This is a genomic window from Streptomyces axinellae (genome assembly GCF_039532135.1).
Classification (GTDB): domain Bacteria; phylum Actinomycetota; class Actinomycetes; order Streptomycetales; family Streptomycetaceae; genus Streptomyces; species Streptomyces axinellae.
In genome coordinates, this window is sequence record NZ_BAAARJ010000011.1 from 138,299 (window position 1) to 153,881 (window position 15,583).

General features: G+C 72.6%; 9 protein-coding genes and 1 pseudogene. 3 read left to right on the plus strand and 7 right to left on the minus strand.

Going from position 1 to position 15,583, the window contains the following annotated elements:
- Nucleotides 1–112: 112 nt before the first annotated feature.
- From mfd to ABD339_RS18085, 6 genes are all read right to left on the minus strand, one after another.
- Nucleotides 113–3,670, minus strand: a complete 3,558-nt coding sequence (gene mfd / locus ABD339_RS18060) for a transcription-repair coupling factor (protein ID WP_344567260.1) — start codon at nt 3,668–3,670, stop codon at nt 113–115.
- 843 nt (nt 3,671–4,513) lie between these two features.
- Nucleotides 4,514–5,488: a coiled-coil domain-containing protein gene (locus tag ABD339_RS18065; protein WP_344567262.1), complete on the minus strand. Its 975-nt coding sequence runs from the start codon at nt 5,486–5,488 to the stop codon at nt 4,514–4,516.
- Nucleotides 5,489–5,579: 91 nt separating this feature from the next.
- Nucleotides 5,580–6,497 (minus strand): LCP family protein, encoded by a 918-nt coding sequence (locus tag ABD339_RS18070; protein ID WP_344567264.1) that lies wholly within the window; start codon nt 6,495–6,497, stop codon nt 5,580–5,582.
- A 573-nt stretch (nt 6,498–7,070) separates the two neighbouring features.
- Nucleotides 7,071–9,860, minus strand: a complete 2,790-nt coding sequence (locus tag ABD339_RS18075; protein WP_344567266.1) for an SUKH-4 family immunity protein — start codon at nt 9,858–9,860, stop codon at nt 7,071–7,073.
- 7 nt (nt 9,861–9,867) lie between these two features.
- On the minus strand, nt 9,868–10,878 hold the full coding sequence (locus ABD339_RS18080; RefSeq protein WP_344567268.1) for an SMI1/KNR4 family protein: 1,011 nt from the start codon (nt 10,876–10,878) through the stop codon (nt 9,868–9,870).
- Between the two features lie 79 nt (nt 10,879–10,957).
- On the minus strand, nt 10,958–11,137 hold the full coding sequence (locus ABD339_RS18085; RefSeq protein ID WP_344567269.1) for a hypothetical protein: 180 nt from the start codon (nt 11,135–11,137) through the stop codon (nt 10,958–10,960).
- Nucleotides 11,138–11,359: 222 nt separating this feature from the next.
- Here ABD339_RS18085 and ABD339_RS18090 point away from each other — a divergent pair, with 222 nt between their 5' ends.
- Together ABD339_RS18090 and ABD339_RS18095 are read left to right on the plus strand one after the other, a co-directional pair.
- On the plus strand, nt 11,360–12,091 hold the full coding sequence (locus tag ABD339_RS18090) for a YwqJ-related putative deaminase (RefSeq protein WP_344567271.1): 732 nt from the start codon (nt 11,360–11,362) through the stop codon (nt 12,089–12,091).
- Nucleotides 12,088–12,555: pseudogene (locus tag ABD339_RS18095) on the plus strand (SUKH-3 domain-containing protein); the annotation flags it as partial. The gene ABD339_RS18090 and the pseudogene ABD339_RS18095, both read left to right, overlap by 4 nt.
- A 325-nt stretch (nt 12,556–12,880) precedes the next feature.
- Here the strand turns inward: ABD339_RS18095 and ABD339_RS18100 are convergent.
- Complete coding sequence (locus tag ABD339_RS18100) at nt 12,881–14,518, minus strand: sensor histidine kinase (protein ID WP_344567273.1); 1,638 nt, start codon at nt 14,516–14,518, stop codon at nt 12,881–12,883.
- Nucleotides 14,519–14,687: 169 nt separating this feature from the next.
- Between ABD339_RS18100 and ABD339_RS18105 the strand changes: the two genes are divergently transcribed.
- Nucleotides 14,688–15,572, plus strand: coding sequence for a hypothetical protein (locus ABD339_RS18105; protein ID WP_425576024.1), 885 nt, complete (start codon nt 14,688–14,690; stop codon nt 15,570–15,572).
- Nucleotides 15,573–15,583 lie beyond the last annotated feature (11 nt).

Genomic DNA, 15,583 nt, shown 5'->3' on the forward strand with positions numbered 1-15,583 from the left:
CGTGGAAAGCCCTCACGCCTGGAAGCCGACACAACCCGCGGAGCGGGGGTGCCCGGGAGCGGGGGTGCCCGGGAGCGGGGGTGCCCGGGAGGGGGGGCCGGGCTCGTCCTCCTCAGGCCGGGATCGTCGCCAGGAACTCGCCCACCCAGGCGAGCAGTTCGCGGCCCGAGAGGGGCTTCGCTCCCAGGGTTTTGGGCTTGGGGCGGGGGACGTGGACCTGGTGGGTGGACGGCTTGATCAGGGCCCCGGGGTAGAGCCGCTTGAGGCGCAGCTCCTGGGACTCGCGCAGCTCCAGGGGGCTGAAGCGGACGTTGTTGCCCTGGAGGGTGATGTCGGTGACGCCCGTCGTACGGGCCAGCATGCGCAAGCCCGCCACCAGCAGCAGGTTCTCGACCGGCTCGGGCAGCGGGCCGTAACGGTCGGCCAGCTCCTCGCGGACGGCGGTGATGTCCTCCTCCGAGTTCGCCGAGGCGATCGACCGGTACGCCTGGAGCCGCAGCCGCTCGCCGGGCGCGTAGTCGTGCGGGACGTGCGCGTCCACCGGCAGCTCGATCTTGACCTCCAGCGGGGCCTCCTCCACCGCCTCGCCGGACTCCAGCGCGGCGCGGTAGTCCGCTACGGCCTCCCCGACCATGCGGACATACAGGTCGAAGCCGACGCCCGCGATGTGCCCGGACTGCTCGCCGCCCAGCAGATTGCCCGCGCCGCGGATCTCCAGGTCCTTCATGGCCACATACATGCCCGCACCCATCTCGGTGTGCTGCGCGATGGTCGCCAGCCGCTCGTGCGCGGTCTCGGTCATCGGCTTCTCGGGCGGGTAGAGGAAGTAGGCGTACCCGCGCTCCCTGCCCCGGCCGACCCGGCCGCGCAGCTGGTGGAGCTGGCTGAGGCCGAAATTGTCGCCGCGCTCGACGATCAGGGTGTTGGCGTTGGAGATGTCGATGCCGTTCTCCACGATGGTCGTGGCGACCAGGACATCGGACTTCTTCTCCCAGAAGTCCACCACCACCTGCTCCAGCGCCTGCTCCGACATCTGCCCGTGCGCCGTCGAGATACGGGCCTCCGGCACGATCTGCCGCAGCCGGGCCGCCGCCCGGTCGATGGACTCGACCCGGTTGTGGATGTAGAAGACCTGGCCCTCACGCAGCAGTTCGCGGCGGATCGCCGCCCCGATCTGCTTCTCCTCGAACGGCCCCACGAACGTCAGCACCGGGTGCCGCTCCTCGGGCGGAGTGGTGATCGTCGACATCTCACGGATGCCGGTGACGGCCATCTCCAGGGTGCGCGGGATGGGCGTCGCCGACATCGTCAGGACATCCACATTCGCACGCAGCTTCTTGAGCTGCTCCTTGTGCTCGACACCGAAGCGCTGCTCCTCATCGACGATGACCAGGCCCAGCTCCTTGAACTTCGTGTCGGAGGAGAAGAGCCGGTGCGTGCCGATGACGACATCGACAGTGCCCTCGCGCAGCCCGTCCAGCGTCGCGCGCGAATCGCTCTCGCTCTGGAAACGGGAGAGCGCGCGCACGTTCACCGGGAACTGGCCGTAGCGCTCGGTGAACGTGCTGAAGTGCTGCTGCACCAGCAGCGTGGTGGGCACCAGGACGGCCACCTGCTTGCCGTCCTGGACCGCCTTGAAGGCCGCCCGCACCGCGATCTCCGTCTTGCCGTAGCCGACATCGCCGCAGATCAGCCGGTCCATCGGGACCGACTTCTCCATGTCCTCCTTGACCTCGCCGATCGTGGTGAGCTGATCGGGCGTCTCGGCGTACGGGAACGCGTCCTCCAGCTCCCGCTGCCAGGGGGTGTCCGCACCGAACGCGTGACCGGGCGCGGCCATCCGGGCGCTGTAGAGCTTGATCAGGTCGGCGGCGATCTCCTTGACGGCCTTCTTGGCGCGCGCCTTGGTCTTCGTCCAGTCGGCGCCGCCCAGCCGGTGCAAGGTCGGCTGCTCGCCGCCCACGTACTTGGTGATCTGCTCCAGCTGGTCCGTCGGCACGAACAGCCGGTCGCCGGGCTGGCCGCGCTTGGCCGGCGCGTACTCCACCAGGAGATACTCGCGGGTCGCGCCCTGCACCGTGCGCTGCACCATCTCGATGTAGCGGCCCACGCCGTGCTGCTCGTGCACGATGTAGTCACCGGCCTGGAGGGTGAGCGGGTCGATCTGCTTGCGGCGCCGCGCGGGCATGCGGGCCGCCTCCTTGCCCGCCGCCTTCTGGCCCGACAGGTCGGTCTCCGTCAGCACGGCCAGCCTCAGCCGGGAGTCGACGAAGCCGTGATCGATCGAGCCGCACGCCACATGGACGAGGCCCGGCTCGATGCCCGCCAGCCCCTGCGGCCCCTCCAGCCGCGCGGCCACACCTTCGCCGCCCAGCACCTCCACCGTGCGCGCCGCCGGACCGTGCCCCTCCGTGACGTACACGCAGCGCCAGCCCTCGGACAGCCAGCCCTTGGTGTCGGCCAGGGCCCGGGCCGTGTCACCCCGGTAGGTCTCGGGGGCCTGCATGCCCAGCTGAAGGGTGTCCTCCTCCGCCTCCGGCCCGGTATCGGCCAGCTCGGTGTCGGCGGCGAACTGGCTGACCGTCCACCACATCATCCCCAGCCCCCGCGCGTGCTCGCGCACCTCGGCCAGGCCGCGCAGCGAGGCCGCGCCCACATCGATGGGTGCCTCGCCGCCGCCTGCCGTCGCCGCCCAGGACGCCTGGAGGAACTCCTGACTGGTCGCCACCAGGTCGGCGGCGCGCGTACGCACCCGCTCCGGATCGCACACCACCGTCATGCTGCCCTGCGGCAGCACGTCCAGCAGCAGCTCCATCTCGTCCACCAGGACCGGAGCCAGCGACTCCATGCCGTCCACGGCGATACCCTCGGCGATCTTGCCGAGCAGTTCGTGCAGCTCGGGGTGCTGCTCGACGAGCACCGCGGCCCGCTCGCGCACATCCCGGGTCAGCAGCAGCTCACGGCACGGCGGCGCCCACAGCCCGTGCTCGGCGATCTCCAAAGAGCGCTGGTCGGCGACCCGGAAATAGCGGATCTCCTCCACCTCGTCGCCCCAGAACTCCACCCGCAAGGGGTGCTCCTCCGTGGGCGGGAAAACATCGAGGATCCCGCCGCGCACGGCGAAGTCACCGCGCTTTTCCACCAGCTCCACGCGGGCGTAGGCGGCATCGGCCAGCGCGTCCACGGTCTCTTCCAGATCGACGCTCTGCCCCTGCCGCAACGCCACGGGCACCAGATCGCCCAACCCCTTGACCTGCGGCTGGAGCACCGAGCGGATGGGCGCGACCACGACGGAGACGGGACCTGCGGCCGGATCGGACGGGTCGGGATGTGCCAGCCTGCGCAGCACCGCCAGCCGCCGCCCCACCGTGTCCGAACGAGGACTGAGCCGCTCGTGCGGCAGCGTCTCCCACGAGGGGTAATCGACGACGCCCTCCTCGGGGAGGAGGGAGCGCAGCGCGGCAGCCAGATCCTCGGCCTCCCGCCCCGTGGCGGTCACTGCCAGCACCGGCCGCTGCGCCGAGCGGGCCAGCGCCGCCACCGCGAAGGGCCGGGCCGCCGCCGGCCCCACGAGATCGACATGGTGACGGTGACCGTCGGCGGCGGCCTTGACGGCCTCCTCCAGCGCGGGGTCCTTGGTGACGGCGTCAAGCAGACCGTGCAGGCTCATGGGGGGCTTTCCGTCCAGGTGTGGGCACGACGAAGAACCCGGCACACTCATGGGCCGGGGGACCTTTCCAGCGTACGCCGCACCACGGACTTCATCCGGCCTGCGCGGAACGCCGGGACCAGGCCGGCTGCCAGGCCCACCACCGCTGTGCCGTGGCGCCCCGGCCCAGAGCTGGGCCAGGGCCGGGGAGAGGGCCCGGCCCTGCACGGCGACACTGGTCTCGCATGAGCCGTACGCCTTGGCCGCTTGGCGGGCCGATGCGGCAACAGTCGTCAGTGCCCCCTTGCCCCCGGTCCTGGGATTCGCTCCAGCCGTTGTCACGGTGCTTCTCCTCTTGTGTGCCTCAGCTCGTGTGCGCCTCGGTAAAGGTGCGCCTCGGGTGCAGGTTCGGGCTTACGGTCACCCCGCATCGCGTGGCCCCCCGTACTCACGGCGCGCACTCCGCGCCCCGCACACAAAGAGCTTCGCGGAGCGTGGAGGCCCCCGCGATAGTGCTGATGGGACTCTCCGTGGTGGGGCCAGCCCCACCCCCGGCTACGGAGAAGCACAGTACGCAGCACGAAGCAGCGAGACGCGAAGCAGCGAGACGCGAAGCTGGAAACGCCGAGCACGCCTTCACCCGGCGTCCCTGCGCCGGACCGAGGCCGCGCCTGGAAGAAGTCGGGGCCCGGCCCTTGATGGACCGGGCCCCGCACCGCCCACGATGTAAGGGCGCACACCGCGCACGGCGTAGGTTCACACCGCGCGAGCATCAGGCTCACGCCCGCACGAGCGCGTGATCGCGCCCGCCCCAGGAGCGGGTCACGCACGAGCAGCGGGTCACGCCCGCACGAGCAGCGGGAGTCACTCCTGCGCGTGAGCCGCCTGCGCGGCCGGCGGCTCGGCCGGGGAAGCCGCCGAAGGGACTGAGGGGGACGACGGAGCGGCCGGCGGCGCGGCGTCCTCGCCGGTGCGGCCGGTCAACGCGGCCAGCGAGGCCCGCACATGCGCCATGTGCTGCTTCAGTTCGTCGGCCCGCGCCGCATGCTCGCGCAGCGCCCGCTCGGTCTCCCGCTCGATGCCCTCCTCGCGCGCCCTGGCCTGCGCGACGAGTTCCTCACCCCGCGCACGGGCGTCCTCCTTGTGATGCCGCGCCTCCTCCTCGGCCTGCGCGTGCTCCCGCTTCGCCGCGGCCAGCAGCCGCGTGCCGCGCTCCTCCATTTCGGCGACGCGCGTGTCCACCGCCGCCTTCTGGTGGGCCAGTTCACGCTCGGCCGCCTCCGCCTCGGCCGCCTGTTCCTTCTCCTGTTCGGCGAGCAGCGAGGCGCACTTGCGGGACATCTCGGCGAGCCCCTCGGCCGCCTCACCGCTGATCCGCTCGGCCTGCGCCCTGGCCTCGCCGCGCAGCGCGTCGGCCTGCTGCTGCGCCGCCTCCACGGTCCGTACGGCGGTCGCCTCCGCGTCGGCGCGCAGCCGGGCCGCGGCCTCCCGCGCACCCTCTTTGAGCGTGCGCCCCTCGGCCTCGACGTGCTCGGCCAGGTCCTGGACCTGGGACTCGGCGGCGGCGCGCAGGTCCCGCGCCTCGGCCTCCGCCGTGGCCAGCAGGCCCTGGGCGCGGGGGCCGAGGGTCTCGTAGGTCTGCGGGGGCAGCGCGGCCACCACGCCGCGCAACCGCTCCGCGTCCTCGCCCATTTCCCTGGCGAGCACGGTGAGCTGTGCCGCGCGTTCCCAGGCGGCGTCCCGTTCCCCGCCGAGGTCGGTCACGCGCCGGTCGACCTGTTCGGGCCGGTACCCGCGGCCTCGGACGACAACGAAGCCGTGCGGCGACGACGCACTCATATCGAGCCCCTAACATCAACGACACATTCGAGGTAAACCAAGCGAATCAGCCATACCGGCATACTCCGCCCGAGCCTGTACCCAGGATGCGCTACTTCACGGTGGTTGCCGTAATCGGCACATCCCGGCGCAACTGATGAAAAAGCTCACGCGCCCGCCGAGTGTCCCAGGCCACCACGTCCCCGACCCCCGGGACGCTGAGCCCCGCATTCTTCACCGGAACGGTCGCCGTACCACCCGCACCGCCCGTCAGCCCCCTGACTTCCCACGCCATCCGTGTGAGTGACGTGACACCGCTCCCGCGATCGACGGTGACCGCGTCCAGGGCCGCACCCAGGAACGGATACAGCCGGAACGGGTTCAGCACGGTCGTGGCGCCCGCCCCCTCCCGTACCAGCGCACTCAACAGCGTGCGCTGCCGCTTCACCCGTCCGAGATCGCCCTCCGGATCGCTGTAGCGCGCCCGTACGAACGCCAGGGCCTGTTTGCCGTCCAACGTCTGGCATCCGGCGCGCAGGTTCGCGCCCGCCTTCGTGTCGCGCAGCGGCTTGGCCAGGCAGAAGCGCGCCCCGTCCAGCGCATCGACGACATGGGTGAAGCCGAGGAAATCGATCTCGGCGTAGTGGTCCAGGCGCAGCCCCGCGGCCTGTTCGACGGTGCGCGACAGCAGCTTCGGACCGCCCGGCGCATAAGCGGAGTTGATCTTTCCGCGCCCGTGACCCGGCACCGGGACGTAGGAGTCGCGCGGGATACTCACCACATACGGGCCCGCGTCCCCGTGGTGCAGCACCATCACCGTGTCCGTATTGTGCTGCCCGCCACCACCCACATGCAGTTCCTCGCGCTCCTTGCCGCTGAGGTCGGAGCGCGTGCCGGAGCCGACGATCAGCCAGTTGGTGCCCCTGCCCGCCGCCGGACGGCCCGGGTATCCGGCCGGCGCCGCCGTCTCCCGCAGCCGGCCGTCCGCCCACAGACACGTGCCGCCCAGCACCGCCGCGAGAACGAGCACAAGAGCGAGAACGACCAGGAGAACGACGAGGGCGGTGCGGACGACGACCCTCCGCCGGCAGTGCCGCCCCCTCCCGCGCCCGGGGCGCCCCGGCCCGCCCGCGGCGGTAGAGCGTGCCGCTCTCGCCGTCCATGCACCGAGAGTCCACCGGATACCCGGACCGCGCCCGCCGGACTGTTCCATTCCCCTTACCGCGAAGCAGCCCCACAGAGAGACAGAGAGAAGCAGTCCCCACGGAAAACGGAAAGGAGTTCCCCCTACCGCCCGGGGGACAGCTCCTGCCGTACCGCTCCTACCGAACGACGGCTAGTGCCGTGACCGGCGATGTTCGCCCGTGAAGGAGCGTCGTCGTGGGGGCACCGCCCGCGCGAGCGGAGCCGAGCGTGGGGCAGCGTGCGATCGCAAGGCGGCCGGAAGTCCTTGATTGGGGTCTCCCCTGCTCTGGGGGTCCCTCCCGGCCGAAGGCCGGGGGAGGGGTTGAGAGCTTGGGGAAGGAGCAACCAGGGCTTTCGGCCAACGTCGCGAGCGGGCGTGCCGGGCGGCGCGACGGGGCAAAGCTTGCCGGGAGGGGCACTAGAACAAGCCGTCCCACATCTGTTCCAGGAGCACGGACCACCAGTTCTCCGGCGACGACAGCGCGGCGGCGTCCAGCGCGGCGAGCTGCGACTGGAAATCGACGGTCCAGCGGCCCGCCTGCTCCTGCGTCAGCCCGTACCGCAGGCGCCACATCCGCCCCAGCATCGCCATGCAGCGCACGAACTCGGGAAGCCCGGTGTTCACGAACTGCGGCGCGCCCGGCTGCCCGCCCGGCCCGCCCTCCAGCGGGACCGCGACGATGTGCGCCGTGCCGTACTGCACACACAGCTGCCGCCCGAAGTCGGTGCCCATCACCAGATACGACCCGGCATCCGAGGCGGGCTGAACCCCCCGCTCCTGGGCCAGTTCCGCCAAGGTCGGCACCGGCCGGTTCGGCTGGGCCTGGCCCCAGAAGAACGGGGTGACGTCGATCGGGACGCCCGCCCACACCAGGGTCTGCGCGACGATGTCGGGCACCCCCTGGCGCGAGACCGCCCGCTGGTCGAAGCGGAAGACACCCTGCGGCCCGAACGCCTGCATGAGTTCCTGCCCGATGGCGTCGGGCGGCACGGGCGGCGTCGGCTGGATCTGGTGCGGCGGCGGCAGCGGTACCCGGTTCGGCGCGGGACGCGCGGGCCCGTCGGCGACCTGGTGCAGCTCGCCCTGGTGCTCGATCAGGTGCCGCATGCCCTGCTGCCGCGAGGCGTGATCGGTGCCGTACGCGGCGGTGTGGCTGATCCGTACCTGCGGCCAGGTCTCGCGGATCATGCGCGTGCAGTAGCCGCCCGGCAGATCGCAGGACTCCAGCTCCGTATGCAGCTCGACGACCTGCTGCGGCGGAATGTTCATACCGCGCAGCTCGTGCAGCAGCTGCCATTCGGGGTGCGGGGTGCCGGGCGCGGAACGGCGGATGAGCTGCTGCTCGGACCCGTCCGCCGCGCGATAGCGCAGCACCGCCATGTAGCCGGGCCCGACCGTCGGCTGCCCCTGGGCCTGCGGATAGCCGTACGCGGGCGCACCCGGCTGCGGCTGCGGCTGAACCGGGGGCTGGGGCTGGGGGAAGCCGTACGAGGCGCCGGCCTGCGGCGCCCCGGGCCCGGGCGCACCGGGCATACCGGGACCGGGCGCGCCCGGCGGGGGCGTACCCGGCGCGGGCGGGGGCGCGCTGGGGGGCGGAGGCGTGGTCGGTCCGGCTCCGCCGAGGCTGGCGGACCCGGGGCCGGCCAGCATGGTGGCCGCCTGATGCACGTCGCCGCCGGGCCCGCCGGGCGTACCGGGCGTACCCGGGCCGCCACTGCTGCCCGTACCACCGGAAGCGGAGGGAGCCGGGGATGCTCCGGGGGCCCCGGATGTCCCAGGGGCGCCAGGTGTGCCGGACGCGCCCGGCGTCCCAGGAGCCCCCGGAGCCCCTCCGGCTCCGCCGGCCTCGCCCGGACCGTCGATCTTGAGGTGCTGGCCGCTCTGATTGATCTGCTCGGCGAGGTCGTCAGCGGACACCATCTGGGTCGGCACATAGCCGCCGCCGGGCGCACCGGCCGCACCAGGAGCGCCGGGCGCCGCCGGAGACGGCGGCGCGGACGCGCCGCCCTGCGCAGGGGCGCCCGGCGCCGGGGTGCCGGGGCCGGAGCGCGCGCCAGGGGTGCCGGGCGCCCCGGGCGGCGGCGGTACGGAGGGACCCGAGCCCCGCGAGTGACGGCCCTGGCCTGTCGGGCCCGAGCCGCGGGCCGCCCGGCTGGTGGCGGCGTCCGCGATGTCACCGGCGCCCGGCGAGGCGGAGGCGCCCGGCGGCTGGGGCAGTTGGAGGCCGCCCTCCGAGGGGTCGGCCAGCATCGTGGCGGCGTGGTGCACGTCGCCGCCGCCCGTCCCGGGACCGGCGCCCGCACCACTGCCTTGCCCGCCCGGCCCGCCCGGCGCGCCCGGCCCGTTCGGCCCGTTCGGACCCTGCTGGGACCCGTTCGGGTCGTTCGGCCCGCCCTGCCGATAATGCTGCGGCTGCGCGTCATCCGGCCCGTTCGCTCCCGGGGCCCCCGGAGCTGCCGGGGCTCCCTCGGCTGCCTGGGCTCCCGGTTCGTTCAGGGCGGGCGCGATCGCGGTCCTGGGCAGGGCGCCGCCGCTCTCCGGCAGCAGCTCCGTCCGCGCCTCCGAACGGGCGCTCGGGGGCGGCGGCGTGCCGTCCTCGTCGCTGCCGATGAGCGGCGGCGCGAACACCGTCGCCGGGGGGCGCTGCGCCTCACCGCTGGAGGCGCCGCCCGTGTCCGCGCCGGCCCACGGGCTGACGCCGGGCGCGGCACCGCCCGAGGACGCGTCAGCGCCGGGAACGGGAGCCGGCGGGGGCGGGGCGACAGGCGCGGAAGACGCGGAAGACGGGGAAGGCAGGGAAGACGGAGACGGGGTGGGCGTGCGGCGCTGGTCCGGGATGCCCATCTGGTCGGCCGCCTGCTGGAGCCACTCCGGCGGCGTCAGCAGGAACGACGTCGCCTCCAGATCGAGCCGCTGCGGCGACGCGGGCGCCGGTGCGGCCTCCTGGACCGCGCCGTACTCCTCCTCGTAGCGCCGGATCACCTCACCCACCGGCAGCGCGGGCCACAGCGTCGTCTCGCCGCTGTCGCGGGCGATCACCAGCCGGGAGCCGCCGCCGTCGGAGACGGGCCCGCTCTCGCGGTCCTCCGACCACGCCACGAAGCCGAGGTCGAACTCGCGTACGCGCACCTCGCGGTGCTGGTAGCCGGGCACATCGCCGTTCACCCAGCGCTCGGCGCGCTCCTGGGCCTGCGCGAAGGTCACCATCGCGCTCTCACCTCTCCACAGGGACGTCGCGTGCGAAGCCGCCGTCCACCATCAGGTTCGCCACGGTCTCCAGCTCCGGCGGGCTGCCCGCCAGCCGCAGCAGGAACTCGTCGAAGTCGGCGCCGCACGGCCGCAGCAGCCGCTCCACCCGCTGCTGCACCGACAGCCCGTCCTCGTCCCGCGCGTCGTCGTACGCGCAAAACCACACGGACCCGGCCGCCTCGCCTCTGACCCGGACCGCGATCAGACCGCCCTGGACGAAGCCGACCCCGAGGTAGTCCTTGGTCAGGTGGTCGCGCAGGCACTTGTTGATGTACACGAGATCGTTGACGGCCGCCTCGTCGCGCACCGTGAAGAACGGCTGGTCGACCAGCAGGCCCAACTCGGCATCGAGCGCCACGCCGCTCGGCGCGCAGCCGCCCGCGGCCTTCAAGAACGTGCGGTAGGCGCCGGGCAGGCGGTAGCCGAGCTTCTCCTCGACGTCCACGATCTGCTGCTCCCCGACCGCCGGCTCCGGCCCGTGCGGCACCTGGAAGTGCGCCGGGCGGGTCTCCTGGAGCGGGCGGGTGCCGGTCTTGGTGTGATCGACGGCGGCCGTCGCCAGCCCGCCGTGGTGCCGCAGCAGGGCCTTGACCTCGACGGGCACCAGCTCCATCCGGCGACTGTGCGCCACGTGGTGCCATGTCCAGCCGTGCGGGGTGGCGACGGGGGGCAGGTCGGCCCACAGCTCGTGCCCGGCCGCGTGCAGTGCCGCGTTCGCCGACACATAGTCCGTCAGGCGCAATTCGTCCGCGCCGAAACCCTCCGGGGGCTCCGCGATCTCGGCCGCCGCACGGGCGTAGGCCGAGAAGTCCGGAAGACCGTCCTGACCGACCCGCACTCCCTGGGGGTGGCGGGCCGCCCTGACCGGATCCGGAAAATTCACCACTTGCCCGGCGTAAGCCCGGTTCGGTGGCGCGGCGTTTCCGCGGCCTTGGGGGCCGGGAGGTGCCCCCAGCCCGAGCCGACCTGTCGTCATGGCGTTAGCCCCCTGCTGCTGCTGGCTGGTACCGAACAGCCTATGCGGTACGACGAGAGGCAGACACCGCCCCTGTCGATCAGCCCCGGCCGGCCCCCTGGCCGCTCCCGCCGCCCTTGCCGCCGTCCGAGCCGGCCGGGCTCTCGCCGTCGCCCGGACCACCGCCGTCGCCCTTGCCGCCGCACGCCGCGAGCGGCACCAGCAGAGCCGGTACCAGTACCGCCGCGGCCAGAGCCCGGCGCGGAGAGTGAGCACGCATCAGTAAGTCCCCCCGTCGGAACGCGCTTTCACAGCCGTCCACCCGCACCTCGCCCCGATGCTCGCCGCGTCCTCCAGAACCGGCCACCCCTCCCGCACCCCAATCCCCCCGAACCGTCACAAGGTCATGACATGACCGGCAGAATGATCGACTCATGTATGACACTGCATACTTGGCGCGGATCCCCGGCACAGAGGGGACGCACGGGGAGGAAGCTCCATCATGCACACCGCACAACAACCGCACACCCCACCGGCGCACCAAGGACATGCGCAGCACCAGCACACCCAGCACACACCCGGACAGCAGTACGAGCAGCACGCGCAGTACGAGCACCACGAGCAGCACGGGCCGTACGACCAGCACAGCCGGCACGCACCGCACAACGACCCACGCGTCGGCTGGACCGCGGCGACCGACTCCATCAACGCCACCGCCCCCCTGCTGTTCCAGCGCCGCGACGGCATCCTCCCCGCCATCGCCGCCGCCCTGTCCATCCGCGGCGAAACCCTCACCTGCACCGGCAGCAGAGGCGACCGCCCGCCCCTCCACCACCCCCTCGTACAGGACTTCCTCGACACCCTCACCACCGAACGCCGCGCACGCCACACCGGTCGCTGCCCCGAAGCCGTCCTCCTCTCCCGCTTCCTGACCGCGACCGAGACCGCCCGCGCCGACAAACGCGCCGCCCGCAGGCCCGCCAAGAACGGCAAGTCCGCCTCCGCCAGGGCCGCCAAAGCCACCAAGGCACCCCGCGCGGCCAAACCCCCCAAGCCGCTCACCCTCAGCGAGGCCAAGCGCGCCCTCAAACACGCCAAACTCACCGCCCGCCGCATCCGCGAGGACGGCGACCCCCTGCACGGCAGCTACGCACCCCCGTGCCGCTCGTGCGGCGCGCTGCTGGCCCACTTCGGGGTGCGCGCCGTGGACCCCGCCCAGGAGCACAGCCAGTGACGACCCGCTTCCCCGTCGCCGTCGACGACCCCCTGCGCAACGCGGGCTGGGAGCCCGGCCGCTGGAACATCCGGCAGGCCGAACAGTGGGCCGACACCCTGCGCGGCCACACCTCCCCCGGCGGGCACCGCCACGCGGTCTTCCCGGCAGCCGTCGAGGTCTGGGCCGAATTCGGCGGCCTCCACATCGTCCCCACCGGACCAGGGCGCCACCTCGCGCCCGCTTCCGTGCTCATCGACCCGCTCCCCGGACTGCATGCGGCCCGCACCCTCTCCGACCTCGGCCGCGCACTCGACACCCAGATCTGCCCCCTCGGTACCGAAGGGGAGGGCGAGGCACTGCTCGTGATCGACGCCCAACGCCGCGTCTACAGCCTGGACCCCACCGGCGACTGGTACCTGGGCCCCGACTTCGACGGAGCCCTCTCCGCCCTGCTCATGGGCCTCCTCCCCGCCCGGCTCAGCCCCAACACGAGCCCCGCCCCTACCTCCCCGCCCCAGGCCCCGGGGCTCGAAGCGGGAACGGGAACGGAAGCGGGCGCGGGACCGGGAACGGGACCGGGAACGGGAACGGGAACGGGAACGGGAACGGGACCGGGAACGGGAACGGGAACGGGAACGGGAACGGGAACGGGAACGGGAACGGGAACGGGAACGGGAACGGGAACGGGAACGGGAACGACCGGCGGCACTCCGGCCGACGGCGCTGCGGACGGACCGTCAGGACCGCCAGCGAGTAGAGAAAGCACCGTGGGCGCCCCGGACGGCTACCCGGACTGAGCTTCAGGGCTCACGAACGCGCGTACGGAATGACCGCGGAAACCCGGAACCCCCCGGTATCCGTCGGCCCCGACACGAAGCCCCCGCCGAGCGCCGTCACCCGCTCCCGCATCCCCACCAGCCCGTTGCCGCCACTGGGCAGCCGTGCGTCGGCCGCGCCGTCCGCCGCGGGCTCGTTCTCCACCTGAAGCGCGACCTCCGCCTCACGGTGCGCGACCCGCACCCGCGTACTCGCACCCGCCGCGTGCTTGTGGACGTTGGTCAGCGCCTCCTGCACCACCCGGTAGGCCGTCTGCTCCACCGGCGGCGGGCAATCCCCCGCCGGCGTGCCCTCCACACTCAGCTCCACGGCCATACCCGCGGCCCGCGACTGGCCCACCAGCGCGTCCAGCTCCGCGAGCGTCGGCGCCACCCGGCCCGCCCCGGAGGCACTCGCCCGGCCCCCGTCGGCAGCCTGTCCGCCCGCTCCGGCGCGCTCGACCGCGGCCGAGGCGAGCCGCGCCAGCCGCGCCGGCGCCTCCACGGCCCCGGCGGAGGACGCCGCGGAAACGGCGGAGGCGAACGGAGGAGAGGACAGGCCGACAGCAGCGGCAGGAACAGCAGCAGCGGCACCACCGAGGCCAGCACCGGAACCGGACCCACCCCCCGCCGCCCCGTCACCAGCACCATCGGCACCGCCAGCACCGCCAGCGGATCCGCCACCGGCCGCACCCCCGGCGCCGTCAACGCCCTGGACACCGTCAACGCCCCGGGCGCCCGCACCGGCCACGGCCCCCTCACCGGCCACCGTCAACGCCCTGCCCGCCACCACCGACGACGACGCCTTGTCCGGCTCCCCCGACCGCAGCACCCCCAGCATCGTGCGCAGTTCATCCAGCGCGCGGCGGCCCATGTCACCCACCAAGGCCGCGTTCTTCGCCGCCTTCTCCGGATCCTTGAGCGCCACCGCCTGCAACGCGGCGGCATGTACCACCATCAAGCTCACCCGGTGCGCGACCACATCGTGCATCTCGCGCGCGATCCGCGTGCGCTCCTCGTTGCGCGCCCACTCCGCGCGCTCCTCCGCCCGGTCGGCCAGCAGCGACAGCTCGCGCTCCAGCCCGTCGGCCCGCTCCCGCAGCGACTCCACCAGCCGCCTGCGCGCCCCCACATACAGCCCCAGCAGCACCGGCGGAGCCGACAGCCCCACCGACATCAAGACGGAGACGAGCGGCACGAACCAACTGGCGGGATTGAAGTCCGGGTCCTGCCCCACGTTCTGCTGGAGCCGCACCATCGTCATCACGAGCGTCCCGACAGCGGCCATTCCGGCCAGCAGCGCGGTGATGCGACGCGGCACCTCGCTGGCCGCGAGCGTATAGAGGCCGACCACACCGAGCAGCATGCCCATCTCGGCCGGGATGACGGCGATGGCCACCAGCACCACCGCGATCGGCCAGCGCCGCCGCAGCACGAGCGCGCCACCCGCGATCACGGCCAGCGCCACCACCAGAGCAGGGGAAATCCCCACCTCTTGCGCGAACCCCTCCCCCTGCACCGCGCACTCCGACGCCGACAAGGCGGCGAGAGTGACATCCAGCACCACGCTCCTGGGGCGCCCCCACCACCACGGCGCGCCCCGCGCGCGATTTTCCCCCGACTCGGTCATACGGCCCAGCCTACGACCGCCCGAAACCCCTTTTCCCGCCGAGCCCCGGAACACCTCACTCCAGGCATCAGTCAGTGACCGGACGATTTCGCAAGCGAACAGATGTCTTTCATCCGAACTGTTGAAGGAGGCAGCATTTCCCCCCGACGACCTCCGCCCCTCGCGAAAACTGACGGCCGTGAACAGCACGGAAGACACCCGCGAACCCTCCGGCGACAGCTACGAACAGCTCCGCACCCAAGCCCTCGCCCTCCGCCGCGAGGGCCTCAGCCGCCGCCAGATCCGCGACCGCCTCAAGGTCTCCAACAACGAACTCCTCAACCGCCTCGTCGCCGGCGAACCCCCGCCCGCCTGGACCCGCCGCCCCCACGCCAAGGACGCCCTCCGCTCCCGCGCCCGCGAGCTGCGCCGCCAGGGCTGGACGTACGACCGGATCGAGCTGGAACTGGGCGTCTCCCGCAGTTCGGTGTCGCTGTGGGTGCGGGATCTGCCGAAGCCGCCGCGCCGCACCCGCGAAGAAGCGTCCGCCATCGCGCGCCGAGGGTGGGAGCGAACGCTTCAGCTGAGAGAGGAGGAACGCCGACGGACGAAGGACACCGCCACGGCCGAGATCGGCTCGCTCAGCGACCGGGAGTTGTTCTTGATCGGAGTGGGGCTCTATTGGGCGGAGGGATCTAAGAGCAAGCCGTACCGCCGCGTGGAGAGAGTCGTCTTCGTCAACAGCGACCCGGACATGATCCGCCTCCATCTCGCCTGGCTGCGCCTGTTGGGCATAGGAAATGAATGCCTGGTCTGCCACGTCATGATTCACGAGTCCGCGGATGTGAGGGGCGCAGAGCGTTACTGGGCGAACCTTGTAGGGATCCGCGTGGAGGATCTCCGTAAGACGGCACTGAAGAAGCACAACCCGAAAACCGCCCGCAAGAACACCGGAGAGGACTACCACGGGTGTCTCATGGTCCGGGTCCGGCAGGGTGCGGTGCTTTACCAGCGCATCGAGGGGTGGTGGCGGGGCCTCTCGAAGGCGGCCGAGGGTCATGCCCCCATCAGGTAGGCTCTGCCGGG

Excerpts from the sequence above, each read along its gene's own strand:
- mfd (WP_344567260.1), bottom strand. The coding sequence starts at position 3,670 with ATGAGCCTGCACGGTCTGCTTGACGCCGTCACCAAGGACCCCGCGCTG.
- ABD339_RS18065 (WP_344567262.1), bottom strand. The coding sequence starts at position 5,488 with ATGAGTGCGTCGTCGCCGCACGGCTTCGTTGTCGTCCGAGGCCGCGGG.
- ABD339_RS18075 (WP_344567266.1), bottom strand. The coding sequence starts at position 9,860 with ATGGTGACCTTCGCGCAGGCCCAGGAGCGCGCCGAGCGCTGGGTGAAC.
- ABD339_RS18080 (WP_344567268.1), bottom strand. The coding sequence starts at position 10,878 with ATGACGACAGGTCGGCTCGGGCTGGGGGCACCTCCCGGCCCCCAAGGC.
- ABD339_RS18085 (WP_344567269.1), bottom strand. The coding sequence starts at position 11,137 with ATGCGTGCTCACTCTCCGCGCCGGGCTCTGGCCGCGGCGGTACTGGTA.
- ABD339_RS18090 (WP_344567271.1), top strand. The coding sequence starts at position 11,360 with ATGCACACCGCACAACAACCGCACACCCCACCGGCGCACCAAGGACAT.
- ABD339_RS18100 (WP_344567273.1), bottom strand. The coding sequence starts at position 14,518 with ATGACCGAGTCGGGGGAAAATCGCGCGCGGGGCGCGCCGTGGTGGTGG.